Source organism: Rothia kristinae NBRC 15354, from assembly GCF_001570865.1.
Taxonomy (GTDB): Bacteria; Actinomycetota; Actinomycetes; order Actinomycetales; family Micrococcaceae; genus Rothia; species Rothia kristinae.
This window is the reverse complement of sequence record NZ_BCSM01000002.1, coordinates 67,331-90,545: the sequence shown is the minus strand read 5'-3', so window position 1 is coordinate 90,545 and position 23,215 is coordinate 67,331. Positions and strand designations below refer to the sequence as shown.

Here is a 23,215-nt window from a genome sequence, read left to right as displayed (position 1 = left end):
ACCAGCTTATGGGCTGGGACGCCGCGGTGTCGCGCGGAGGCGGCACCGGCCCGTCGTCGTTTTCACTCAAGGCGGAAAGATCTTGGGCGGCCTCGCGCGCGCGTGGGAGGATGACGAGCATGACTGCTAACCCCACCGCGCAAGCGACCATCCACACCAACCACGGGGACATCGTGGTGGATCTGTTCGGGAACCACGCGCCGAAGACCGTCAAGAACTTCATCGGCCTCTCGGACGGCTCGCAGGAGTGGACCGATCCCAAGACCGGGGAGAAGAAGAACACCCCGCTGTACGACGGCGTGATCTTCCATCGCATCATCCGGGACTTCATGATCCAGGGCGGGGACCCGCTGGGCCAGGGCATCGGCGGCCCCGGGTACCAGTTCGACGACGAGATCAGCCCCGAGCTGGACTTCAACGAGCCGTACATGCTGGCCATGGCCAACGCCGGCACCCGCGGCGGCAAGGGCACCAACGGCTCCCAGTTCTTCATCACCACCGTGCCCACCACCTGGCTGCAGGGCAAGCACACCATCTTCGGGCAGGTCGCGGACGAGGACTCCAAGAAGGTCGTCGACGAGATCGAGGGCGTGGCCACCGGCATGATGGACCGGCCGGTGGAGGACGTCGTCATCGAATCCATCGACATCAAGCAGCTGTAGCACCAGCCGCACCCGCACGACGCCGCCCGGGCGCCGCGCGCCGTCTCCCGCTTTCCGGGAGCCGCGCCGCGTGAGCCCCGGGCCCGGCGCCGCCCACGCTTCCAGGCCCATCCGCGCTCGCGGGTGGGCCTGAGCCGTATCCGCACGCTCCCCCCGCTTCCCGGCGGGGACCCATCGACCCACGAGGAGACCCCATGGACCAGGACCCGCCCCGGTACGGGCAGCGCATCGAGGATCAGCCCGGCGAGGTGCCCGTCTGCCCCCGCCACCCCGACCGGCCCGCCTACGTGCGCTGCTCCCGCTGCGGGCGCCCCGTCTGCTCCTCCTGCCAGGTGCAGGCGCCGGTGGGCGTGCAGTGCGTGGACTGCGTGCACCAGGCGCAGCAGGCCGCCGGGGGCGCTCGGCGCGGGGGCGGGGCCGGGCTGTTCCCGCGGGCCGGGGTGCTGCCGGTGACGTGGGGGATCATCGGTGTCTGCGTGGTGGTGTTCCTGCTGCAGGTGGTCACGGGGGATCGGATCACCGCGCAGCTGGCGTACCATCCCGCGCTGACCGCGGTGCAGCCGTGGCGGATGCTCACCAGCGCCTTCGTGCACGGCTCCCTCACCCACCTGCTGCTGAACATGTACAGCCTCTACATCGTGGGCCAGGCGCTGGAGCCGCGCCTCGGGTCCTGGCGCTACGCCGTCGTGTTCGCGCTGTCCGTGCTGGGCGGATCCGCCGCGGTGTACCTGCTCTCCCCGGGCACGTGGGTCGTGGGCGCCTCCGGCGGGATCTTCGGGTTGTTCGGCGCCTTCTTCGCCTGGACCCGCTTCCGGGGCGGGGAGACCGGGGGACTGGTGGTGCTGATCGCGGTGAACCTGGTCTTCGGGTTCGTGGTCCCGGGGATCTCCTGGCAGGCCCATGTGGGCGGTCTGATCGTGGGGGCGCTGACGGCCCTGCTGTTCGACGTCGCCTCCCCGCGGCTGCGGGCCCGACGGCGTCGGCTGCGCTAGCCGCTCCGGGGCGGCGGGTCCGGCCCTGAGATTCTTGTGATTACACGAATCCTGGGGGTGGGGAGGGTTCTCCACAGGGTCTGTCCACAGCTGTTAATAACTACACGGGTGTCACTCCACCGTCGCAGGCACCCCTGTGGATGGCCGAGATCCGCGGAAGATCGGGCCGGATGACCGCCTGCCGGCCGGAAACCCACAGACTTGTCCACTCCTGTGGATAACTTTTCTGCACGGGTGGGGAGAGCGGTGGACGGCCCGAGCCGGGATTCTTGTGATTCCCGCCGGCAGGCCCCGGACCCGCGTCGGGTCTTCGCCGCGCGGTGGGCGACAGCCCCCGATCCCCGGAGACGACGAAAGGCCCGCGACCGGAGCCACCCGGGGGTGGCCTCGATCGCGGGCCTTCTCGGCGGGAGCCGTCACGGTCCCGGCGTCTGCAGACGCGGGTGCCGCGACGGCGCTCCCGAACGCGGGGAGTCAGCTCACTTCTTGAACTTCTCGCCGATGTTGCGGGCGGCGTCCTTGACCTTCTCCGCGCCGTCCTTGACGGCGGCGGAGAGCTGGTCGGCCTTGCCCTCGTTCTTCAGATCGTCGTTGCCCACGGCCTCGCCGACCTTCTCCTTGGCGGTGCCGGCGAAGTCCTGGCCCTTGTTCTCGGCCTTGTCCTCGATACCCATGGTGGCTCCTTTCGTGAGGCGATGGTCCCCTCGGTATGCGGTGCGGACCACCTGTTGATTCCTCACCCTAGGCCACCGCGGGTGTGCTGTGAACCTCAGCGCTGCCGCGCGGGCCCGTGTTCACGACCGGCAGACACGAGCCCGCGCGAACCCGGCGTCGGGCCGGTGCTCGGCGGTCCCGGTGTTCAGCGGTGCTGACGTCGAACCGGTGCTCAGCGGTCCCGGTGGGCCGGCCGTCCCGGGGCCAGCGGCAGGAACACCGGGGCGGCGAAGTCCCGCGCGGCGAAGGCCTGCGCGACGGCCTGGGCCGTGGACTCCACCCGGTCGGCCTCCACCAGGGCCAGCACGGCCCCGCCGAAGCCGCCGCCCACGAGCCGAGCCCCCAGGGCGCCGTGCTCCAGGCAGGTGGCCACCGCGACGTCCAGCTCCCGGCGGGAGGCCTGCAGGTCATCGCGCATCGAGGCGTGGGAGGTGGTGAACAGCTGCCCGAACTCCTCCCACACGGCCCGCACCTGTTCGGGGTGCTGCCGCGGATCGGCCGGGAAGCGGCGGGTGAACAGGGCGCGGGCCCGCTCCACCAGCGCCATGTCCGTGAACACGTGGCGGATCCACCCGGTGAGCACCACCGGCTCCACCTGCTCCGACAGCCCCGGCACCTCCCGCAGCCGCGCCAGGGCGTCGTCCACGGCGCGCTCGCGGGCCCGCCGAGCCTCCTGCGCGTTCAGCTCGGGGAAGCCCAGCTCCTCCGGCAGCAGGTCCCGCAGATGCTCGACGCCGGCGGCGCGGGCCGCCGTCTCGCAGGCCTGCCGGCGCGCCGAGTACTGACCATCGGCCAGATCGTGCGGGGCGTTGGTGTCGATGACCAGGAAGGCCAGGCCCGCCGCGGCGGCATCCACCGGCACCGGCTGGAGGGAGAAGTCCCGGAAGTCGATGGCCACGGCCTGACCGGGCAGCGAGCGCAGGGCCGCCGTCTGGTCCAGCCCGCCGGTGCGGGCCCCGGCCACCCGGTTCTCCGCGGTGATACAGACCTGGGCCAGGCGGGCGCGCAGGGCGTCGTCGTCCGGGGAGCACCCGCCCACCGGCAGGCCCGGCAGGCCGGCGGGGGCGCGCAGCGGGCAGGACAGCTCCAGCAGGGTCAGCGCGGTGGCCGCCAGCAGGGCCGCGGAGGAGGAAAGCCCGCCGCCCACGGGCACCGTCGAGTCGATGAGCAGGTCCGCCCCGAAATCCGGGGGCAGGGCCAGATCCGCCCCGCCCTCCCGGTTCAGGGCCCAGGCGACGCCGCCGACGTAGCTGAACCACCCGGAGACCGTGCCCGGGGCGATGTCCGCGACCCGGGATTCCGGGGCCCCGGGCAGCTGCAGGGACTCGGCGTGCAGCACGCCGTCGGTGCGCAGCCGGGCGGCGATCAGCGTGCGGTACGGCAGCGGGGTGGGCAGGGCGCTGCCGCCGTTGAAGTCCACGTACTCGCCCAGCAGGTTCAGCCGCCCTGGGGCGGACCACACGCCGTCCGGGTCCTGGCCGTAGCGCTCCCGGAAGGCCCGGGTCACCGTGCGCACGTGCTGCTCGTGGTCCGGCAGCTGCGCCCACCGGGCGAGGACGTGCTGGGGGGACTGGGGCATCGAAGCGGACTCATTTCTGGATCGTGGGGGCGAGGAGATGCGGCGTCGGGACGCCGCGGTCCCCGACGATTCTAGGTGCTCGGCGGCATGGGGCCGCCGGGTGGGTGCGGCAGCAGCCCGCGCACGACGGCGCGCACCCCGAATTCCTCGGCCGCCCGGTCCGCCCGGGCCGCGGGGGAGGACTCATCGGGGCCGGCGTCGAGCATCAGGGCGCGATCCTGGGCCTGCTGGGCCAGCCCCAGCACGCTCGCCAGCAGCAGGTGCGCACCCCACTGCGCGCGGCGCGGGGTCAGGCCCGCGGCCAGCAGGAGACGGCGGACGCGCTCGCGCTGGGGTACGGAGTCGGGATGCAGGGCCAGGGCCACGGAGACCACCTCGGGGGCGTCGGTGACCTCGGTCAGGGCCGCGAGCACGCTCAGGGCGGTGGCGGTGAGCTCCTCGGCGATCTCCCGGAGGTCCTGCGGGATCTCCTCGGGCCGGGTCGTGTCGGCCAGCAGCCGGGTGGCCAGCAGGCTCAGCAGCTCCTGCTTGCTGCGCACGTGGTAGTAGAGGGCCCCGGGGGCCACGCCCAGCTCGGTCGCGAGCCGACGCATGGACAGGTCCCCCAGGCCGTAGGAGCGCAGCAGATCTCGGGCGGTCTCGAGGATGCGCTCACGGGTCAGGGCCACCCGTGCAGTCTATCCGGGCCGCCGGGGCGACTCGGCCGATCCCGCGAGGATGGCTCGGTCGGCCCTGCGGGGATGGCGGCCGGGACGCGAGTCGGGCAGGGCCGACCTCGGTCAGCCCTGCCCTCGCTCAGTCCCGTCGGATCAGCCTCGGATCAGGAGAGGGCGTCGATGATCGCGGCGGAGAAGGCCTCGAGGTCGCCGGGGTTGCGGCTGGTGATGAGGTTGCCGTCCACGACCACCTGGGAGTCCTCCCACTGCGCCCCGGCGTTCTTCAGATCCGCGGCGATGGACTCGAAGGAGGTCAGCCGGTGGCCGCGGGCGACGTCGGCCTGGGCCAGCAGCCACGGGGCGTGGCAGATCGCGGCCACGGGCTTATCCGCATCCAGGAAGGCGGTGAGGAAGTCCGTGGCGCCGTCCTGGATGCGCAGGGTGTCCGCGTTGATGGTGCCGCCGGGCAGCACGAGGGCGTCGTAGTCCTCGGCCTTCGCCTCGGCCAGCGGCTGGTCCACGGGGAAGGTGTCCGCGTGGTCCCAGTCCCCCTTCATCGCGGTGAGGGTGCCTTCGGCGGGGGAGACGATGACGGTCTGCGCCCCCGCCTCGTCCAGGGCCTTGCGGGGCTCGGTCAGCTCCACCTGCTCGACGCCGTCGGTGAGCAGGAAGGCGATCTTCTTTCCGGTGAGGTCAGCCATGACGTCCTCTCGTGGTCGGTGAGGTGCGGCGCTCGCCGGCTCCCGGACTCGCTGGGCCCGCGGGCGGGGCGGCGCCGCCTGTTCCGCTTCCAAACTAGGCCCTGCCAGGGGCTCGGGGAACGGGGGTCCGCTCTGCGCTGAGGACGCCGCCCTCCGGCGTCGAGACCGTACATCGCTGCCGAGACCGTACGAAGGTGCCGAAGCCGTACCCGACGGGTGCGGTCTCGGCACCTATGTACGGTTTCGGCGAGACAGTGCGGTCTCGGCGTCGAGGGGATTCCGGCGCCCCGGGGCATGGACCCACCCCGACCGACTTCCCTAGGCTGAGCGGATGGAGTACACCTCAGACCCGAACCGAGGGAAGAAAACCCGCTCCGCGACGTCCCCGGCGGCGGGCACCCGGCCGATCACGCGGCGTCGGGCCCTGGGAATGGGCTCGGCCGCCGTGCTCGGTCTCGCCCTGAGCGCCTGCGGGGCGTCCACGGCAGAGCGGCAGGCCGCCGAGAGCACCGTGTCCGATGCCGCCCAGGCCCCGCGGGATGAGGCCTCGGACGCCGTGACCGCCGTGCTGGACGAGGTCAGCGGGAAGTACGACGGCGCGCGGCTGAGCCTCGCCGCCTACGACGTCGCCGCCGGCCGCACCTACGCCTACCACCCGGATACGTGGAGCTACGAGGCCAGCGTCGTGAAGATCCCCATCGCCCTGTCCGTGCTGCGCCAAGCCAAGGAGGCGGGTGGCCGGCTGGGGGAGCACCAGAAGGACCTGATGACCCAGTCCGTCGTCTACTCAGACAACGCCGCGACCCAGCAGCTGTTCCTCGGGCTCGGTGACACCCAGCGCAGCATCACCGGGGACCTGCCCGGCTCCGCCGCAGACACCTCCGGCATCGTCGACTACCGGGACCCGCAGGCCGCGGAGGTTCTGAACACCACCTACGAGAAGCTGGGCGTGCGGCGCACCCGCTCGCAGGGCTCCTGGGGAGATGACCGCACGTGGGCGCAGGACCAGGTGCAGATCATGCGCGGCATCGCCGAGGGCGTGGACTGGGTGGAGGCCGATGACCTGGACTACCTGCGCTCGCTGATGACCCCGGATAACTCCTCCCAGAACTGGGGCGGGGGCGTGATGTCCGGGAAGGAGGTGGCTGGGCGGAAGGTCACGGACGTCTCGGTGAAGAACGGATGGCTGCCGGAGGACACCGGGGCCTGGCACATCACCTCCTCCGCCGTGGTGACCGTGGGGGAGGACGCCTACGCCGTCGCGGTCGTCTCCCAGGGGTTCGCGGACCAGCAGACGGGTCAGCAGGCGGCCTCCGACGCCGTGCAGGCCTACTTCAGCGCCAAGGCCGCCTGACGCACCAGGACAGGATCAGGACACACAGAGCCCCAGGGCAAGGATGAACGAGGAGTGGGAGATGCTGAACAGAATCAGGGAGATTATTCACTCCTGGAGGGTCAGGAAAATCGATGACGATGAGCTGATCATGGCTCCCGTATGGGATGAGTACCCGTTCACCGGTATCTCCTGGGTTGAGGAGCGCGAGGATGCTGAGTGGTTCATCGCCCTTCCTGATGACCTGAAGAGGGATCTGCGCACCTGGGCGAGTCTGTGGTTCGAACTGCACGGGATGATGAATTCAACAGCTCTGATGGTGAGCTGGCGATGGCGCTCTGGTTCCGGGGGCTCGCCGAGAGGGTCAGCAAGGAGATTCATCCCCCGATCCATCTCACCGTCGCCTACAACTGGACCGACATCGACTTCTCCCGGTACCCGTAGGCGGCATCACCCCGACGCCGCCACGCGCCTCAGCGCTGCAGGAAGGCGAGGACCGCGCGCACGCGTCGGTTGCCGGTATCCGGGTCCAGCCCCAGCTTGTCGAAGATGTTGCCGATGTGCTTGGCCACCGTCGCCGAGGAGACGAACAGCTGCGCCTCGATCTCCTGGTTGGACTTCCCCTCCGCCATCAGCTGCAGGATCTCCCGCTCCCGCGGGGTCAGCCGCTCCAGAGCACCCGAACGCTGATCCTGCCGTGCCGAACCCATCAGGTGCTGGACCACGTCCGGGTCGATCACACTCCCGCCGCCGGCCACCGTCTCCAGGGCACGAGAGAAATCCTCGATCCGCCCCACCCGGTCCTTCAGCAGATACCCCAACCCGGCGGAGTCCGCGGAGAACAGCTCCCGGGCGTAGGCCGCCGCGATGTACTGGGACAGCACCAGCACCGGCAGCCCCGGGTAGCGCTGACGCAGCTGCTGGGCGGCCTGCAGCCCGTCCGAGGCGTTGCCCGGGGGCATCCGCACGTCCGTGATCACCACGTCCAGGCCCTCCCGGCCCTGCTCCTCGGCCACCGCCGCCAGCAGCCCCGGGGCGTCGCCCACCTGCCGGATCACCTCGTGGCCCATGCGGGTCAGCACCATCACCAAGCCCTCGCGCAGCAGGGTCGAGTCTTCGGCGAGGACGATGCGCACGGTACGGGGCCTTTCCCACGGGGACGACGGCGAGCGCGGGCCGACCGCCGGAACCGGTCAGATCCGGGTGACCCGCGGGGCGCCCCACGGCAGGCTGTGCCCGGGACGCTCCGCAACCAAGGGTAGCCACAGCCGCAGCACCGTGGGCCCGCCCACCGGAGAGTCCACGGTGACCGAGCCGCCGAGGGCTTGGGCGCGCTCGTCCAGTCCGCTGATCCCGGAGCCGCGGGCGGCGTCCGCCCCGCCCTGCCCATCGTCGTGCACCTGCACCGTCAGCGCCCCCTGCGCGGTGTGCGCGGTGATGCGCAGCCGGGTGGCCGCGGAGTGCTTCAGCGCGTTGGTCATGGCCTCGCTGACCGCGTAGTAGGCGGTGCGCTCGACGTCGGGCGGCAGCTTCGCGCACGCCGCCCACGTCAGCTCCGTGGGCAGCAGCGCGTTGTTGGCCAGCTCCTCCAGGGCCGCCCGCAGCCCGTGATCCTCCAGGACGGCCGGGTAGATCCCGCGGACCGTGTTGCGCAGGGTCTGCAGGGCGTGGGTGGTCTGCTCCTGCGCCTGGGCCAGCTGCCGCTGCGCCGGCCCGGTCCGGGCGCCCTCGGCGCTCAGGGTTCCCAGCTCCATCTGCACCATGCCCAGGCGCAGGCTGAGGTTGACCAGCTCCTGCTGCACGCCGTCGTGCAGGTCCCGTTCGATCCGGCGCCGCTCCGCCTCGAAGGACTCCATGATGGCGGCGCGGGAGAAGGTCAGCCGGTCCACCTGCCGCTGGATCTCCTCCGGGCGCGGGGCCAGCAGCGCCTTGGTCAGGGAGGCCCACGCGGCGGCCACCAGACCGTTGAGGTACCCGAAGATCAGCAGCGCCACCAGCCCGGCGGCGGCGAAGCGCCACCAGTCCTCCGGGGTGTAGGAGGCGGAGCTGCCCGTCAGCTCCCCGTCCACGATGCGCAGCCGCCACGGGGCGCCGGTCATGTCCTCCAGGGGCGCCCGGTAGATCCCCAGGTACCCGGCGCAGAAGGCGCACACCCCCAGCACGAAGGCCTCCGCGCCCAGCAGGAGGGTGAACAGCACGGCGGCGACGGCGTCGATGACGCTGGCCAGCACCTCCCGCCACGTGGCCGGCTCCCGGTACCGCACGGAGAACCACCGCTTCACGGGCCGCACCGGCAGCGGCACGTGCGCGTTGGACACCCCGCGGAAGCCGAGCATGCGCAGCAGCCACCGCTGCACGTGCCCGTACCAGACGGCGCCGGCCGGGGCGAGGGCCAGCAGCAGCAGGGGACTGACCAGGATGAGCAGGCCGAAGATGGCGGTGACCACCGGGGGCACCGCCGTCTCCCCGCCCAGCACCAGGATGGGCACGAACACCACGATCCCGGTGCACAGGAGCAGCGTTACCGGCGGGGTGATCAGGGCGAGCAGCGCCGCCCACGGGGCGGCGGAGAAGAGGTACGCGGGCCGGGCCAGGCACCGCCACAGGCTGGTTCTCATCGTGGTCCATTCTCCCCGCGGTGCAGGGGGTCGGTGGTCGGCATCGGGATCACGGGGCGAGCAGGACGACGAGCGTGGCCCCGGCGAGCGGGGCGGTCAGGGCCGCGTGCAGGATCCACGGGGCCCACAGGCTGGCGTGCCAGCGGTAGGACAGCGCACAGGCGAGTCCGCCCACCGCGGCCGGGAGCATCAGCACCGGCACCGGATGCAGCAGAGCCGTGGCCGCAGCACTCAGGGCGACAGCCCCCGGCGCCCCCGTGCGCGGGAGCAGCCAGTCCAGGAGGCCGCGGCGCAGCAGCAGCTCCTGCAGCAGCGGAACCGCCACCACGGTCAGCACCACCCCGAGGACGAACACCCCGCAGGGCATCTCCCGGTACGCCGGACCCGCGGGATCCCGGGCGGGCACGCCTTCCGTCAGCAGCACCGACGCGGAGACGGCCAGCACGAGACCCTGCGCCAGCAGGGCCAGCGGGACCTCCCACCACAGGTGGTGCAGCGAGCGCTGCGGGGCCACCAGACCCAGCCACGCCGCGAGACCGCCCGTGGTGCGCCCGCCGGCCGCGGCGTCGTCGTGGGGGAGGGTACCCAGGACGTGCTCGGTCATGGCGGGTCCCCCTCGTCAGCGCACCGGGGCGGCGGAGCGGTCGAGGCCCGTGGTGCGCCCGGCGATGAACCAGGCCAGCGGCCCCAGCACCGGGAAGGCGAAGACCGCGAGGATCCACAGGGCCTTGCCGCCCGCCGCGTAGCGCGGGGAGGCGACGATGGAGACCAGGGTCGCGAACAGCAGGGCCAGCAGACCCAGGGAGACCGCCGCGATCACTCCCAGGGTCCCCCAGGTCAGGGCGGACTCCTGGAGGGTCATGGCGGCCAGGGTGGCGGAGAAGATGTCGGTGATCATGGCATCCAGTCTTCTCGCGCCGCCCCGGCCGCACAGTGGGGGAGGGTGTGAACCGGGGTAGAGCTGGGTCTACTTCCCGGCCCGGGCCCCGCCCGAGGAGGACGACGGCGCCTGGTCCCCCAGCAGCTGATCGAACGGGGTCAGCTTCAGCGCGGAGAGTCCCGAGGCCGGGCGGAAGCTCTCACCCTGGCCCGCGTTCAGCTCCGAGTCCACCGCCCGGGCCGCCCGCGCGTCCGGGATCGGGCCGTCCGCCGCCGAACTCGCAGATCCTGCGCCGTCGGGCCGGTGCGCGCCGCCCTCGTGCCCAGCCTCCTCGTGTTCGGCGGGTACGGCGTCCTCGTCCGGGACCGACGCCGGGATCGGCACGTCCTCGGCGTCGTCCCGGGCGCCCAGCGCGGTCCCGGCGCGCCAGGCCACCCGCTGGGCCAGCTCCGCCCCGGCCCGATCGATGCGCTGCTGCAGGGCGGCATCCGCGCCGAAGTCCTCCGTGGCCGCGAAGACCCCGGTGGGCACCAGGTCCGCGCGCAGATAGGAGAACAGGGGGCGCAGGGCCGTGTCGATCATCAGCGAATGCCGGGCCGAGCCGCCGGTGGCCGCCAGCAGCACCGGGGTCCCCGCGATGTCCCCGTCCTCGGTGAGGTCCCAGAAGGACTTGAACAGCCCCGTGTACCCCGCCTTGAAGGTCGGCGTCACCGCGATCGCCGCGTCCGCCGCGCGCACCGCGTCCAGCGCCTGAGCCAGCTTCCCCGAGGGGAGGAAGCCCATGGTCAGGTGATCCGCGATCCCGTGGGCCAGGCCCCGCAGGCCGATCTGCTCGATGCGCACCGCCAGCCCGGAGGCCTCCAGGGCGGCCCGGGAGGCCTCGGCCAGCCGCTCGCCCAGCAGGCTCGTGGAGGAGGGCTCCCCCATCCCGGCGGAGACCACCACCAGGCGGATCCTCTCCGATGCTCTCGTCATCACCGTCAACTCCTCGCTGCCGTCTGCTCGTGCGGACTCTACCGCTGCGTCGTGTCCTGCCGAGTGGCGTCGACGTCGCCCCCGGCCTGCTCGGCCTGCCGCTCCTGCTGGGCGGCGCGCTCCCGGCCCGCCGGGAAATCCGGACGACCCCCGGGCACCGGGTCCATGCCGTCCTCGTGGCGGCGCACCAGCCACTCGTGGGTCGGGGCCTCGGGGACGTGGGCCGGGCGCCCGGCGTCGAACTCCCTGCGCAGGGTCGGCAGGATCTCACCCAGCTGGTCCAGCTGCTCCAGCACCGTCTTCTGCGGCAGGCCCGCGTGGTCGATGAGGAACAGCTGCCGCTGATAGTCCCCCGCGTACTCGCGGAAGCTCAGCGTCTTCTCGATGACCTCCTGCGGGGAGCCCACGGTCAGCGGGGTCTGATCCATGAAGTCCTCCATGGAGGGCCCGTGGCCGTAGACCGGGGCGTTGTCGAAGTACGGGCGGAACTCCCGGCGGGCGTCCTGCGAGTTGGGCCGCATGAACACGTGCCCGCCCAGGCCCACGAAGGCCTGATCCGCCGCGCCGTGGCCGTAGTGCTCGTAGCGCTGCCGGTACAGCTCGATCATCTGCTGGGTGAACTCCTTGTTCCAGAAGATGTTGTTGTGCAGGAAGCCGTCGCCGTAGTACGCCGCCTGCTCCGCGATCTCCGGGGAGCGGATCGACCCGTGCCACACGAACGGCGCGACGCCGTCCAGCGGCTGCGGGGTGAGCGTGAAGGACTGCAGCGGGGTGCGGAACTTGCCCTGCCAGTTCACGGTCTGCTCGTGCCACAGCCGGTACAGCAGGTTGTAGTTCTCCACCGCCAGCGGGATGCCCTGCCGGATGTCCTTGCCGAACCACGGGTACACCGGGCCGGTGTTGCCGCGGCCCATGATCAGGTCCACCCGGCCCTCCGCCAGGTGCTGCAGGTAGCTGTAGTCCTCCGCCAGGCGCACCGGGTCATTGGTGGTGATCAGGGTGGTGGAGGTGGACAGGATGATCTTCTCGGTCTGCGCGGCGATGTTGGCCAGCAGCACCGGCGGGTTGGCCGGGGCCACGAACGGCGGGTTGTGGTGCTCGCCGGTCGCGAAGACGTCCATGCCGATCTCCTCGGCCTTCTTCGCGATCTCCACGGTGTTGCGGATGCGCTCGTGCTCGGTGGGGGTGGTGCCGGTGGTGGGGTCCTGGGTGACGTCCCCGATGGTCATGATCCCGAACTGCATGGTCTCGGCTCCTTCGCCTCGTGCTCCGCCTCCCGGCGGTGCTGCTTCGTGGTCTGACCGGTCCAACCTCGGGTGTGTGGGCTTTATTCCCGGGTAAAAAAAGTTGATGCGTCAAATGATTCGGCGGTGGTCGCAAGTGCCGACGACGGGCCCGCGGCGTCCGATGACGGGTCCGCGGCGCCCCGGGGAGGGGGAGGGCCGCTCAGGCCGAGCGGGCGTAGCGGCGGCGGAAGTTCGCCAGGATCCGCTGGGGCTGGGTCACCTCGGCCGCGCGCACGGCGTCGAAGCGCTCCTGGGCGTTCTCCGGGTCGTAGTAGCCGTGGTTCGCGTACACGCGCAGCCGGTGCAGCAGGCCCCGCTGATCCAGCTCCGGGTGGAACTGCGTGGCGTACATGTTCGCCCCGATGCGGAACATCTGCACCGGGCAGGCCTCGCCCCCGGCCAGCAGCACCGCCCCCGGCGGCAGGGTGCGCACCGCCTCCTTGTGGCCCACGAAGGCCTGGAACACCGGCTCGACGTCGGCCAGCAGCGGATCCTGCCGACCCTGCGGGGTCACCGTCACCCGGATCGGCCCGGCCTCCTCGGAGAAGGTCCGATCCACCACCGCCCCCTGGTGCAGGCCCAGAGTGCCCACCCCGTAGCAGGCGCCGAAGAAGGGGTAGTCCCGGCGCACCACCTCATCCAGCATCCGCCGCAGCTCCGCCTCCACCCGCCGCTGCAGCGCGGACTTGGACTCCTCCGGGTCCGAGGAGTTGAACGGGCTGCCGCACAGGATCACCCCGGAATGCGCCTGCAGGATCGCCGGCCAGTCCAGGGCCGGGGGCGCCTGCTGCTCCGAGGACGCCAGCGGGCTGTCCGCCTCATCGCCCGGCTCCGGCTCTCCGGTGGCCGGGCGCGGATCCTCCGCGAAGATCCGATCCAGCTGCAGCTGCACCAGCTCACCGGGACCGAAGCCGCCCAGCTCGGCGGTGGAGCGCAGCTCGTCGGCCACCACGGCGTCATCGTCGCGGGTCTGGATCAGCAGGAAGGGCAGCATGGCCCCAGCTTAGCCAGCCGGCGGGAAGAGCGGATTGAGCACCCGACGATGCCGGGCCACCCACCCGTACACCCGGCGGGCCGCCGGGGCGACGGGGCGGGCCAGGATCACCCGGCCGGCCAGCCGATCCGCCCGGTGCGGGGAGGCCAGCAGCGCCCGGGCGATCGCCGCGTGCCCCCAGGCCGCGCGGCCCGGCAGCTCCCACCCCGCGGGCATCGCGCGCACCGCTGCCGCCGGGCGATCCCCCGGAGAATCATCCACCGGGAGGGAGCACGTCGGCAGGGTTTCCGTCGGAGGAGCGGCCGACGGCGTCGGGCCCTGCGCGTACAGGGCCTCGCGGGCGAAGCGCTCGCGGGCGGCGTCATCCAGCTCCTCGCGCACCCGCGAGAAGGGCAGCACGATCAGCCCCGCGCCCGCGCCGTCGCCCACGGCCACGGCTCCCGCACCGTCGCCCACGGCCCCCGCACCGTCGCTCGCGCCCGCGGCATCCGTTCCGGCGGCGCCCGCCCCGGCGCGCCGGCGCAGGAAGGCCGCCGCCCGGGTGCACGGGCCGCAGGCGTCGTCGAAGACGAAGACTCGCATGCGGCCCACGATAGCCGGGGCGGGCCTCACCTGCTCCGCGCGGTCTCGGTCTGCTCGGGGTCCGCGGCCACGACGGGCAGGGCGCCGGTGCCCACCCCCACCACGACCTCCTCCGGCGGGATGAGCCCGGCCGGCTCATCCTCGGCCTGTCGCGCCACCCGGCGCCGGGTACGCCGCGCCCCCAGGGAGGCGGAGACCGTGGTGCCCATCGAGGCGAGGACCACCAGGGCGATCGCCAGCAGCCGCAGCCCCTCGATGCGCTGGGACAGCAGCAGCCAGCCGAACAGCGCCGCGAACGCCGGCTCCAGGCTCAGCAGGATGCTGAACACCTGGCCGAGCACCCGCCGCAGCGCCGCCAGCTCCAGGGAGTACGGGATCACCGAGGCCAGCAGGGCGGTCAGCAGCGCCAGGCCCAGCAGATGCGGCTCCTGCCCTGCCCGCACCACGCTGCCCGCCCCACCGGCAGCAGGAGCAGACCCGCCACCGTCATCGACGCCGCCAGTCTGCCCGTGCCCGGCACCAGCCGACCCACGTGCCCGCTGGCCAGCACGTACCCGGCCCAGAACAGCCCGGCGATCAGCGCGAAGACCGCCCCGAGGGGATCCAGACCCGCCCCGCCCAGCACGGACTGCACCCCCAGCAGGGCCATCCCGCCCAGGGCCAGACCCACCCATGCGAAGTCCAGTCCCCGCCGGGAGGTCACCGCGGAGAGCACCAGCGGCCCCAGGAACTCCAGGGCCACCGTCACCCCCAGCGGGATGCGGGCGATCGCGGCGTAGAAGAAGCCGTTCATCAGCGCCATCGTCGCCCCGAACAGCACCACGGCCCGCCACTGCCGCCGGTCCCACGCGCGCACGGCCGGGCGGGTGAGCACCAGGAGCACGACGGCGCCGAGCACCAGGCGCAGCGTCGTCACCCCCCAGGAGCCCAGCGGGGCGAACAGCTGGGTGGCCATGGCCGCGCCGAACTGCAGGGAGATGCACGAGCCGATGACCAGCAGGACGCCGGATCCGGCCCGCGTCTGCTGGGCGGGGTGTGCGGTGGTGCTCATCGGCCCGGTCTCCTCTCCTCGGGGGCCCGACGCCGCGGGGCCGGGCACCCCGCGTGGACGCTCGGGTGAGCGTCGTCGGAACCGGGGGCGTCAGCGCGATCGGCGATGTCAGCGGGTGCTGTGCGGGTACGTCGTCTCCGGCTGGCGCAGGGTCTGGGCGGTGCGCAGGGCGGCGCGGATGCGCCCGCGCCGCTCCGGGTAGGTGCCATCGCCCAGATCCGGATCCGGCAGCACCCCGTCCGTGTCGATCAGCCCCACCCGGGCACCATCCTGCTTCAGCCGCAGCATCCCCTCCAGGAGCATCCGCCGCCCGACGTCGTTCAGGCTCGTCACCCGCGTGAGATCGAAGATCACGGCGCCGTGCTCCGGGGGCTGCACGTACTCCAGCTGGGAGAGCACGGATTCCGCACCGGTGAACCCGATGTTCCCCTGCAGCTTGATGATCAGATCCCGGCCCACCTGGCGCACCGAGCGCACCGCGTCGTGCCCATAGGCGTGGACGTTGATCAGGTGCAGGCCCATGTCGTCGGAGAGCTTCCGGAACACCTGCACCCCGCGCACCGAATTGCCCTGCGCATCCAGGCGCGGGGAGAGCACGCCGATGCCCAGCTGCCCCGGCAGCACCCCCAGCACACCCCCGGCCACCCCGGACTTCGCCGGGATCCCGACGTCGGCGAACCACGTCCCCGAGGCGTCGTACATCCCCGCGGAGACCATCACCGCCAGCACCTGCCGGGCCACCTCCGGGGAGCAGACCCGCTCCCCGGTGCTCGGCTGCACCCCGCCGTTGGCCAGCGTGGCACCCATGATCGCCAGGTCCCGGACCGTGACCCGGATGGCGCACTGGGCCACGTACCCGGCCACCACGTTGTGCGCGTGCTCCTCGAACATCCCGTAGTTGCGCAGCATGTGCGCGAGGGCCATGTTGCGGTCCGTGGTCTCCAGCTCGGAGCGGAACACCTCCTCGTCCATCTGCAGCTCCCGCCCGGCCAGCCGGGAGAAGAACTCCACCGTGTGCGCGGCGCGCTCCTCCAGGGAGGCCTCCGGGTTCATCAGCAGACTGTGCACCGCGATCGCCCCGGCGTTGATCATGGGGTTCTTGGGGCGGTTGGTGCCCCGCTCCAGGGACAGCTCGTTGAACGCCTCCCCGGAGGGCTCCACGGAGACCTTGGACATGATCTCCTCCACCCCGCGGTCCGTCAGCGCCGCGGCGTAGGCGAAGGGCTTGGAGATGGACTGGATGGAGAACTCGTGCTCGTCGTCCCCGGCGGAGTAGGTGCGCCCGTCCACGGTGGTCAGGGCGACGCCGAACAGCCCCGGGTCCGCTTTGGCCAGCTCGGGGATGTAGTCCGCGACGGCACCTCCGTCCTTCTCGCGCACGGCATCCAGCAGCTCGGACAGGTACTCGGGCACGGGGGTTCTCATGGGAATCCAGCGTAGTGGGTGCGGCCGCGCCGTCCTCGGCGCGGGTCGTCACGCTGGGTGCAGGATGTCGCGGACCGTCCGCGACATCCTGCACCCAGCGTGCCATCGGGCCTGGACCGGAGCCGGGGCCCGACTGAGCCGGCCCGGCGTCAGCGGGTGGGGTCCAGGACCACCTTGATGCAGCCGTCCCGCTTATCCCGGAACATGTCATAGGCTTCCGGGGCATCGGAGAGGGCCAGGTGGTGGGTGGCCAGCTGCTCCACCCCCAGCACGTCCTCGTCCTGGAAGAGGATCTCGGACAGCTCCTCGGTCCACTGCCGCACGTGGCACTGACCCATCGCCAGGCGGATCCCCTTGTCGAACATCGTCATCATCGGCAGCGGATCGGCGGTGCCGCCGTACACCCCGCTGATGGACACGGTGCCGGAGCGGCGCACGCCGTCGATCGCGCTGAGCAGCGCCGCGGTGCGGTCGATCCCGGCGGTCTCCATGACCTTCTGCCCGACGCCGCCGGGCAGCTTCCCCACGGCCTTCACCACCTGCTCGGCCACCGGGTTCCCGTGGGCCTCCATGCCCACGGCATCCAGCACCGAATCCGCTCCGCGTCCGCCGGTCAGATCCCGGATCGCATCCCCGACCGAATCCACCTCGCGCAGGTCGATGGTCTGCGCGCCCCAGGCCCGGGCCAGCTCCAGCCGCTCATCCACCAGATCCACGGCGATGATCCGCTCCGCGTGGCCCTGCTGGCGTGCCGAGCGCACGGCCAGCTGACCGATCGGCCCGGCGCCGATCACCGCCAGCGTGCCGCCGTCGGGGACGTTCGCCCACGCCACGCCCTGCCACGCGGTGGGCAGGATGTCGGAGAGGTACAGGGCCCGCTCGTCGACGAAGCCGTGGGGGACCTTCACCGGTCCGAAGTCCGCATGCGGCACCCGCACGTACTCGGCCTGCCCGCCCGGAACCTCCCCGTAGAGCTTGCTGAAGCCGAACAGCGACGCGCCGGTGCCACGTTCGGTGTTCTGGGTGGTCTCGCACTGGGCGTAGAAGCCTCGCGAGCACATCCAGCAGCGCCCGCAGGAGATGTTGAAGGGCACGACGACGCGGTCCCCGACCTGCAGGCCGGTCACCTCCGCGCCGACCTCCTCCACGACGCCCATGAACTCGTGGCCCAGGACGTCTCCGCGGCCCATGTACGGCCCGAGCACCCCGTACAGGTGCAGGTCCGAGCCGCAGATCGCCGTCGAGGTGACCCGAACGATCGCATCGGTGGGATCCCGCAGCTCGGGCATGGGGACCTCGGCGATCTCGACCGATCCGGGACCCTGCCAGGTCAGTGCGCGCATGGTGTTCTCCTCCGTGTGGTTCGGTGGCTCCAGCGGCCTGCGGCGCGGATCCGTGTCCCTCCATTATGCGACCTTCTGAGCCGACGTGTCACCAGGTCAGCGGCCGATTCGACGGGTTCGGCCGCCTCCTCGGACCGCGCTCAGGCCAGCTGGGCTGCGGCCCGACCCATCCGCTCCACGGCCTCGCGCAGCACCGGGCGGGGCATCCCGAAGTTCAGGCGCACGTGCCCGCCCAGGCCCTGCCCGCACTGGGCGCCGTCGGTCAGGCTCACCGCGGCCCGCTCCAGGAAGAACTCCTGCGGACACCCCGGGATGCCCAGCGCGGAGACATCCAGCCAGGCCAGGAAGGTCGCCTGCGGCGGGATCCACCCCACCCCCGGCAGGTGCTGGGTCAGCAGATCCCCCAGCTCATCCCGATTGCCCTCCAGGTAGTCCCGGGTCTCCCGGGCCCAGACGCGGGCCTCGCGGTAGGCCGCCGTCGTCGCCAGCATCCCCGGGTTCGACGCCGACTTGGAGACGAACTCCCCGCGCTCGGCCCAGCGGGCGGCGTCGGCCTCGTCGGAGAAGAGCAGCTGGGCGCAGCGCAGCCCCGGGATGTTGAAGGCCTTCGACGCCGCGGTGGCCGTGACCGTGTGGCCCGCGGCCGCGGCCCCCGTGGAGGCGTAGGGAACGTGGCGGGCACCGGAGTAGACCACGGGGGCGTGGATCTCATCGGAGAAGACCCACCCGTCATGGGCCTGCACGACCCGGGCGATCTGGGCCATCTCCTCCCGGGTGTGGACCTTGCCCGTCGGGTTGTGCGGATTGCACAGGATCAGCACCGGCCCCCGATGGCGCGGTCCCTCCCCGGCCGCGGACCGCGAGGCCGCGTCCCCGGGTGCCGCGGCCGCAGCGAGCTCGGCGTCGGCCGCCGCGAAGGCCGTCTCCAGATCCGCCGGATCCAGCCGCCAGGGGGTGCTCGCCTCGGGATCCCGGCGCATCGGCACCTCGATGATCCGGCGCTCGTGCAGCCCAGGGACCCGCAGGAACGGCATGTACGCCGGGGTCGGCAGGATCACCGGGGCCCCGGGGGCGGTGAACACGTCCAGGAAGGCCGCGAACCCCGCGATCACATCCGGCAGGGGCGCGACCTGCCGGGCGGGGACGCGCCAGCCGTGCTCCTGCGCGTACAGCTCGGCCGTGGCCTCCTGCAGCTCCCGCACCATCCACGCGGGGGCGTAGCCGAACAGGTCCCGCTCATCCAGGTCCCGCAGGGCCGCGCGGATCGGCTCGGCCACCCCGAAGTCCGTCTCCGCGATGAACGCCCCGATCACCCCCTCGCCCTGGGACCACTTGATCCCGGACTTGCCCACCAGGGATTCCACGGTGATCTGGTCATAGGGGTGCACACAGGTCTCCTGGTCTCTCGCTCGTCCTCGCCTCGAGGGCTCATGCTCCCCTCAGACAACTGCGCCCACCCGCGGAATGCAACCGGTGACCCCGCCCGGCACCGCGCGGCGTCATACGGGGACTTCGAGGGGTGGGAATAGCCGGGCATGCGGGGTGGTTCCACGGCACAGTCCGCATCCCCGAGGGAAGAAGCACGCCCGTGACCACCCTGTTCGATCCGCTGCAGGCCGGTGCCCTGCACCTGCGCAACCGCATCACCATGGCCGCCCTGACCCGCCAGCGTGCCGGGGAGGACGGCGTGCCCACGGACCTGCACGCGCGCTACTACGCCCAGCGCGCCTCCGCCGGCCTGGTGGTCACCGAGGGCACCTTCACCGCCTTCACCAACCGGGCCTTCCCCGGCCAGGCCGGCATCGCCGACGACGCCCAGACCACCGGCTGGGCGAAGGTCGCCGAGGCGGTGCACGCCGAGGGCGGCACCCTGGTGCTGCAGCTGATGCACGGCGGGCGCATGTCCCACCCGGATCTGCTGCGCGGCGCCCAGCCCGAGGCGCCGAGCGCCATCGCCTCCGGCACCGGCGTGCACACCTTCGCCGGCAAGGCCGAGGCCCCCGTGCCCCGCGCCCTGGGCACCGAGGAGGTCCCCCGCATCGTCGAGGAGTTCCGGGCTGCCGCCCGCCGGGCCGTGGACGCCGGGGCGGACGGCGTCGAGCTGCACGGGGCCAACGGGTACCTCCTGCACGAGTTCCTCAGCCCCTCGGCCAACCACCGCGAGGACGCCTGGGGAGGCTCCCCGGCCGCCCGGGCGCGCCTGACGGTGGAGGCGGTGCGCGGCGTCGCCGAGGAGATCGGCGGGGATCGGGTGGGTCTGCGCATCTCCCCGGAGCACAACGTGCAGGGCACCCTGGAGCGGGATCGGCAGGATGTGCTGGCCACCTACGATGCGCTGCTGGACGGCATCGCCGAGGCCCACCCGGCCTATCTCTCGGTGCTGCACCGGGAGATCGACGGGGACCTGGTGGCGCACCTGCGCGGGCGCTTCCCCGGCGCGTTCCTGCTGAACTCCGGGTTCGCAGAAGTCACCGAGCTGCCCGAGGCGCGGCGCATCGTGGCCGAGGATCTCGCCGATGCCGCGGTGGTGGGGCGGGAGCTGATCGCCAATCCGGATCTGGTGCGCCGCTGGCGGGAGGGACTGGAGCTGAACACCCCGGACCCGTCCACCTTCTACGCCCCCGGCCCGCACGGGTACACGGACTACCCCTTCGCCGGCGAGGGGGCTCAGGCCGGCTGAACCTCCGTCGCCGATGACGCGCTGGGTGCAGGATGTCTACGGACCGTCCGCGACATCCTGCACCCAGCGTGACGAGGGCGGTGCGCCGGCCGGCGCGTGCTGGGTCAGAGGGTGGCCACGGACCCGGAGTCCACGCGGTAGTTGGACCCGTTGACGAAGGACGCCAGGTCCGAGCACAGGAACGCGATCACGGGGGCCACCTCCTCCGGGGTGCCGCGGCGCTTGAGCTCCATGTGCGGGCGCTGCTCGTCCAGGAAGGATTCGATCGCCTCGTCGAAGGAGACGCCCAGCTGCTCCGAGCGCCGCCGCATCATCGCGTCCGTCATCGGCGTGCGGATGAAGGCCGGGGAGACGGCGTTGACCAGCAGCCCCTCCCGCGCATACGTGCGGGACAGGCCCTTGGCCAGCGCCAGGATCCCGGCCTTCGCCGCGCAGTAGGGCAGCTCGTCGTCGTAGGGCTGCACGGCGTCCTCCGAGGCCAGCAGCACCAGCCGGCCCCAGCCGCCCTCGCGCAGATCCGGCAGGAACTCCCGGATCAGGCGCACCGGGCCCAGCAGATCCGCCTCGAGGGTGTCGGTCCACCCGGCGTCGTCGATCTCGTGGAAGTACCCCTGGGCGCCGGTGATCCCGGCGGACTGCACCAGGATGTCGATGCTCCCGGCGGCCTCGCGCACCTGCTCGTGCAGACGGCGCAGGTCCTGCTGGCTGGCGATGTCCGCGGGGAAGGCGTGCAGGCGGCCCTCCGGGGCCTCCAGCCGCTGGGCGGCCTCGGCCAGCTTCTCCTCATCCCGATCCGAGATGACGACGACGGCCCCCTCCGCCAGCAGCCGCTGGGCGGTGTGCCAGCCGATCCCGGAGTCCCCTCCGGTGATCAGCGCGATCTTGCCCTCGATGCCCAGGTCCATGGTCTCAAAGCCTTCCGATGACGGTGGTGTACCCCACCAGTCTCTCCCGGGCAGTGGGTGCTGACCAGGGGTTTCGCTCTCAGAGGCGGTCTCCTCCCCGGGGGGTGGCGCCGGCTGCGACGGTTCAGTCCCGGGTGGTCTCCAGCTTCTCGTCCGCACCACCCAGGGTGCGCCAGGCCATCACCGCGGCGGCGAGCATCAGCACCACCCCGATCAGGCTGGTGATCAGCACCCCCGAGTCGAAGGCGCGCCGGGCCGAGTCCAGCAGGGCCTCCCCGAGCTGTCCGGGCAGGGTCCCGGCGGTGTCCACCGCCCCGCCGAGGGTCTCCCGGGAAGCCTCCCGGGCGTCGTCGGGAATCCCGGCCGGGATCTCCAGGTGCGCCCGGTATGCGAAGTTCAGCACCGAGCCCAGCACGGCCGTGCCCAGCACGGAGCCGGTCTCGTACGCGGTCTCCGAGATCGCCGAGGCCGCCCCGGCCTTCTGCGCCGGCACCGCGGCCAGGATCATGTCATTGGCGATGGTCTCCGCGAAGCCGATGCCCGCGCCCAGCACCGCGAAGGCCGCGATCAGCCCGACGTCGGAGCCCTGCGGACCCGCCCAGGCCGCCAGCGCGAAGCCCGCCGCGTTGAGCAGCAGTCCGCCGGTGACCACCCGGGAGGGCCGCCACCGCTTCACCAGGCGCACCACCACCAGGCCCGCGACGATCGTGATCGCCAGACCCGGCAGCAGCAGGAAGCCGGCCTGCATGGGGGAGTAGCCGCTGACCAGCTGCAGGTGCTGGGAGATGTAGTACAGGAACCCCACCAGGGAGAACACGCTGAACAGGTTGGACAGGATGGCCCCGGTGAATACGGGGTTGCGGAACAGCCGCACGTCCAGCATCGGCTCGGGACGGCGCAGCTGGCGCCGGACGAAGGCGAAGCCGGCCGCGAGCGCCACCGCCGCCGGAACCAGGGCCTGCCAACCCGGACCCTCGGTGGCGAAGGTCTTGATGCCGTAGATCAGCGGCGTCATGGTGGCTAGGGCCAGCAGGATGCTCCACGGATCCACCGGGCCGGGGTGGGGATCCCGGGACTCCGGGACGAGGATCGGGCCCAGGGCCAGCAGCGGCAGCATCACCGGCACCGCGAGCAGGAACACCGAGCCCCACGTGAAGTGCTCCAGCAGGAAGCCGCCGACGATGGGTCCCAGGGCCGCCCCGCCGGAGAAGCCGGCCGCCCAGATGGCGATGGCCAGGCGACGCTCGTGGGGGTTGGGGAAGATGTTGCGGATCAGGGAGAGGGTGGCCGGCATGAGCATGGCCCCGAAGAAGCCCATCGCGGCCCGCGCGGCGACCAGCCAGCCCGCTGACGGCGCGAAGGCGGCCGCCGCGGAGAGCGCGGTGAACCCGGTGGCCCCGATCAGCAGGAGCCGACGCCGACCGATCCGGTCCCCCAGGGAGCCCATCGGCACCAGCACCCCCGCCAGGACCAGCGGGTAGACGTCCACGATCCACAGCAGCTGGTTGCCGCTGGGGCGCAGCGCCTCGGAGATCGCGGGCAGGGCGAAGGAGAGCACGGTGTTGTCCACCGCGACCAGCAGCACCGGGAGCATGAGCACGCTCAGCGCGGCCCAGCGGCGTCGCGCGCTGGCGGGGTGCGGGGGCTGGGCGGCGGTGGGGTGCGTTCCGGTGGTCGGGGTGATGCGGGGCAGGGGCGCGGTGTACACGGGTCCTCCTCACGGTGCTGCTCGGGTCTTCCCCGCCGAGCCGTCAGGGGCGTGGCTTCTGGGCGGTCCAGAGGCCACGGGAGTGACGGTTCGCGGCAGGGGGATGCGGTCGATCGTCCGCTACTGTACCG

Annotated in this window: 23 protein-coding genes; 4 read left to right on the top strand and 19 right to left on the bottom strand. The window is 72.3% G+C overall.

The genetic code is table 11. The annotated features are described in order from the left end of the window. Positions 1–119 precede the first annotated feature (119 nt). Positions 120–662, top strand: a complete 543-nt coding sequence (locus KKR01S_RS01685) for a peptidylprolyl isomerase (protein WP_058731391.1) — start codon at positions 120–122, stop codon at positions 660–662. Positions 663–856: 194 nt separating this feature from the next. Then, positions 857–1,654, top strand: a complete 798-nt coding sequence (locus tag KKR01S_RS01680) for a rhomboid family intramembrane serine protease (RefSeq protein WP_058731392.1) — start codon at positions 857–859, stop codon at positions 1,652–1,654. Positions 1,655–2,133: 479 nt separating this feature from the next. Here the strand turns inward: KKR01S_RS01680 and KKR01S_RS01675 are convergent, their stop codons facing one another. The 4 genes from KKR01S_RS01675 to KKR01S_RS01660 form a co-directional block, all read right to left on the bottom strand. Beyond that, positions 2,134–2,328: a CsbD family protein gene (locus KKR01S_RS01675; protein ID WP_058731393.1), complete on the bottom strand. Its 195-nt coding sequence runs from the start codon at positions 2,326–2,328 to the stop codon at positions 2,134–2,136. A gap of 212 nt (positions 2,329–2,540) precedes the next feature. Beyond that, positions 2,541–3,947 carry a galactokinase gene (locus KKR01S_RS01670; RefSeq protein WP_061225135.1) on the bottom strand — a complete coding sequence of 469 codons (1,407 nt, stop codon included), beginning with the start codon at positions 3,945–3,947 and terminating at the stop codon, positions 2,541–2,543. 71 nt (positions 3,948–4,018) lie between these two features. Beyond that, positions 4,019–4,615 (bottom strand): TetR/AcrR family transcriptional regulator, encoded by a 597-nt coding sequence (locus tag KKR01S_RS11435; RefSeq protein ID WP_058731395.1) that lies wholly within the window; start codon positions 4,613–4,615, stop codon positions 4,019–4,021. A 152-nt stretch (positions 4,616–4,767) separates the two neighbouring features. Then, complete coding sequence (locus KKR01S_RS01660; RefSeq protein WP_058731396.1) at positions 4,768–5,304, bottom strand: type 1 glutamine amidotransferase domain-containing protein; 537 nt, start codon at positions 5,302–5,304, stop codon at positions 4,768–4,770. 331 nt (positions 5,305–5,635) lie between these two features. Between KKR01S_RS01660 and KKR01S_RS01655 the strand changes: the two genes are divergently transcribed. Further along, positions 5,636–6,658, top strand: a complete 1,023-nt coding sequence (locus KKR01S_RS01655; protein ID WP_061225134.1) for a serine hydrolase — start codon at positions 5,636–5,638, stop codon at positions 6,656–6,658. A gap of 452 nt (positions 6,659–7,110) precedes the next feature. On the opposite strand, the gene KKR01S_RS01650 is transcribed toward KKR01S_RS01655, so the two are convergent. From KKR01S_RS01650 to KKR01S_RS01595, 13 genes are all read right to left on the bottom strand, one after another. After that, on the bottom strand, positions 7,111–7,773 hold the full coding sequence (locus KKR01S_RS01650) for a LuxR C-terminal-related transcriptional regulator (protein ID WP_081046298.1): 663 nt from the start codon (positions 7,771–7,773) through the stop codon (positions 7,111–7,113). A gap of 57 nt (positions 7,774–7,830) precedes the next feature. Beyond that, positions 7,831–9,255: a sensor histidine kinase gene (locus KKR01S_RS01645; RefSeq protein ID WP_058731398.1), complete on the bottom strand. Its 1,425-nt coding sequence runs from the start codon at positions 9,253–9,255 to the stop codon at positions 7,831–7,833. A gap of 49 nt (positions 9,256–9,304) precedes the next feature. Further along, on the bottom strand, positions 9,305–9,859 hold the full coding sequence (locus KKR01S_RS01640) for a CPBP family intramembrane glutamic endopeptidase (RefSeq protein WP_058731399.1): 555 nt from the start codon (positions 9,857–9,859) through the stop codon (positions 9,305–9,307). A gap of 15 nt (positions 9,860–9,874) precedes the next feature. After that, positions 9,875–10,153, bottom strand: a complete 279-nt coding sequence (locus KKR01S_RS01635; protein ID WP_064725048.1) for a PLD nuclease N-terminal domain-containing protein — start codon at positions 10,151–10,153, stop codon at positions 9,875–9,877. Between the two features lie 69 nt (positions 10,154–10,222). Beyond that, positions 10,223–11,110 carry a CE1759 family FMN reductase gene (locus KKR01S_RS01630; RefSeq protein ID WP_099049700.1) on the bottom strand — a complete coding sequence of 296 codons (888 nt, stop codon included), beginning with the start codon at positions 11,108–11,110 and terminating at the stop codon, positions 10,223–10,225. A gap of 38 nt (positions 11,111–11,148) precedes the next feature. Next, positions 11,149–12,354, bottom strand: a complete 1,206-nt coding sequence (locus KKR01S_RS01625) for an LLM class flavin-dependent oxidoreductase (RefSeq protein ID WP_061225133.1) — start codon at positions 12,352–12,354, stop codon at positions 11,149–11,151. A 202-nt stretch (positions 12,355–12,556) separates the two neighbouring features. After that, entirely contained in the window at positions 12,557–13,390 is an 834-nt protein-coding gene (locus tag KKR01S_RS01620; RefSeq protein ID WP_061225132.1) for a glutamine amidotransferase, read from the bottom strand. Between the two features lie 9 nt (positions 13,391–13,399). Continuing rightward, positions 13,400–13,972 carry a thiol-disulfide oxidoreductase DCC family protein gene (locus KKR01S_RS01615; RefSeq protein ID WP_061225131.1) on the bottom strand — a complete coding sequence of 191 codons (573 nt, stop codon included), beginning with the start codon at positions 13,970–13,972 and terminating at the stop codon, positions 13,400–13,402. A 26-nt stretch (positions 13,973–13,998) separates the two neighbouring features. After that, on the bottom strand, positions 13,999–14,418 hold the full coding sequence (locus KKR01S_RS11220) for an EamA family transporter (RefSeq protein ID WP_244884077.1): 420 nt from the start codon (positions 14,416–14,418) through the stop codon (positions 13,999–14,001). Continuing rightward, positions 14,370–15,023: an EamA family transporter gene (locus KKR01S_RS11215; RefSeq protein WP_064725044.1), complete on the bottom strand. Its 654-nt coding sequence runs from the start codon at positions 15,021–15,023 to the stop codon at positions 14,370–14,372. Before KKR01S_RS11215 ends, KKR01S_RS11220 begins: the two co-directional genes overlap by 49 nt. Positions 15,024–15,131: 108 nt before the next feature. Next, positions 15,132–16,448: a glutaminase gene (locus KKR01S_RS01605; RefSeq protein ID WP_081101456.1), complete on the bottom strand. Its 1,317-nt coding sequence runs from the start codon at positions 16,446–16,448 to the stop codon at positions 15,132–15,134. A gap of 149 nt (positions 16,449–16,597) precedes the next feature. Beyond that, positions 16,598–17,791 (bottom strand): zinc-dependent alcohol dehydrogenase, encoded by a 1,194-nt coding sequence (locus KKR01S_RS01600; RefSeq protein WP_061225130.1) that lies wholly within the window; start codon positions 17,789–17,791, stop codon positions 16,598–16,600. A 140-nt stretch (positions 17,792–17,931) separates the two neighbouring features. Beyond that, a complete protein-coding gene (locus tag KKR01S_RS01595) occupies positions 17,932–19,179 on the bottom strand; it encodes a MalY/PatB family protein (protein ID WP_061225129.1) in 1,248 nt (415 codons plus the stop codon). Positions 19,180–19,379: 200 nt separating this feature from the next. Here KKR01S_RS01595 and KKR01S_RS01590 point away from each other — a divergent pair, with 200 nt between their 5' ends. Next, a complete protein-coding gene (locus KKR01S_RS01590; protein WP_058731501.1) occupies positions 19,380–20,471 on the top strand; it encodes an alkene reductase in 1,092 nt (363 codons plus the stop codon). Positions 20,472–20,575: 104 nt separating this feature from the next. Here the strand turns inward: KKR01S_RS01590 and KKR01S_RS01585 are convergent, their stop codons facing one another. Both KKR01S_RS01585 and KKR01S_RS01580 read right to left on the bottom strand, forming a co-directional pair. Further along, positions 20,576–21,376 (bottom strand): SDR family NAD(P)-dependent oxidoreductase, encoded by an 801-nt coding sequence (locus KKR01S_RS01585; protein ID WP_058731502.1) that lies wholly within the window; start codon positions 21,374–21,376, stop codon positions 20,576–20,578. A gap of 124 nt (positions 21,377–21,500) precedes the next feature. After that, entirely contained in the window at positions 21,501–23,084 is a 1,584-nt protein-coding gene (locus tag KKR01S_RS01580; RefSeq protein WP_439709790.1) for an MFS transporter, read from the bottom strand. Between the last annotated feature and the right edge of the window lie 131 nt (positions 23,085–23,215).

Coding starts and splice junctions, on each gene's coding strand:
- KKR01S_RS11215 (WP_064725044.1), bottom strand. CDS start 15,023: ATGAGCACCACCGCACACCCCGCCCAGCAGACGCGGGCCGGATCCGGC.
- KKR01S_RS01670 (WP_061225135.1), bottom strand. CDS start 3,947: ATGCCCCAGTCCCCCCAGCACGTCCTCGCCCGGTGGGCGCAGCTGCCG.
- KKR01S_RS01660 (WP_058731396.1), bottom strand. CDS start 5,304: ATGGCTGACCTCACCGGAAAGAAGATCGCCTTCCTGCTCACCGACGGC.
- KKR01S_RS01685 (WP_058731391.1), top strand. CDS start 120: ATGACTGCTAACCCCACCGCGCAAGCGACCATCCACACCAACCACGGG.
- KKR01S_RS01640 (WP_058731399.1), bottom strand. CDS start 9,859: ATGACCGAGCACGTCCTGGGTACCCTCCCCCACGACGACGCCGCGGCC.
- KKR01S_RS01615 (WP_061225131.1), bottom strand. CDS start 13,972: ATGCGAGTCTTCGTCTTCGACGACGCCTGCGGCCCGTGCACCCGGGCG.
- KKR01S_RS01675 (WP_058731393.1), bottom strand. CDS start 2,328: ATGGGTATCGAGGACAAGGCCGAGAACAAGGGCCAGGACTTCGCCGGC.
- KKR01S_RS01620 (WP_061225132.1), bottom strand. CDS start 13,390: ATGCTGCCCTTCCTGCTGATCCAGACCCGCGACGATGACGCCGTGGTG.
- KKR01S_RS01600 (WP_061225130.1), bottom strand. CDS start 17,791: ATGCGCGCACTGACCTGGCAGGGTCCCGGATCGGTCGAGATCGCCGAG.
- KKR01S_RS01625 (WP_061225133.1), bottom strand. CDS start 12,354: ATGCAGTTCGGGATCATGACCATCGGGGACGTCACCCAGGACCCCACC.
- KKR01S_RS01635 (WP_064725048.1), bottom strand. CDS start 10,153: ATGATCACCGACATCTTCTCCGCCACCCTGGCCGCCATGACCCTCCAG.
- KKR01S_RS01585 (WP_058731502.1), bottom strand. CDS start 21,376: ATGGACCTGGGCATCGAGGGCAAGATCGCGCTGATCACCGGAGGGGAC.
- KKR01S_RS01630 (WP_099049700.1), bottom strand. CDS start 11,110: ATGACGAGAGCATCGGAGAGGATCCGCCTGGTGGTGGTCTCCGCCGGG.
- KKR01S_RS01605 (WP_081101456.1), bottom strand. CDS start 16,448: ATGAGAACCCCCGTGCCCGAGTACCTGTCCGAGCTGCTGGATGCCGTG.
- KKR01S_RS01680 (WP_058731392.1), top strand. CDS start 857: ATGGACCAGGACCCGCCCCGGTACGGGCAGCGCATCGAGGATCAGCCC.
- KKR01S_RS01645 (WP_058731398.1), bottom strand. CDS start 9,255: ATGAGAACCAGCCTGTGGCGGTGCCTGGCCCGGCCCGCGTACCTCTTC.
- KKR01S_RS01655 (WP_061225134.1), top strand. CDS start 5,636: ATGGAGTACACCTCAGACCCGAACCGAGGGAAGAAAACCCGCTCCGCG.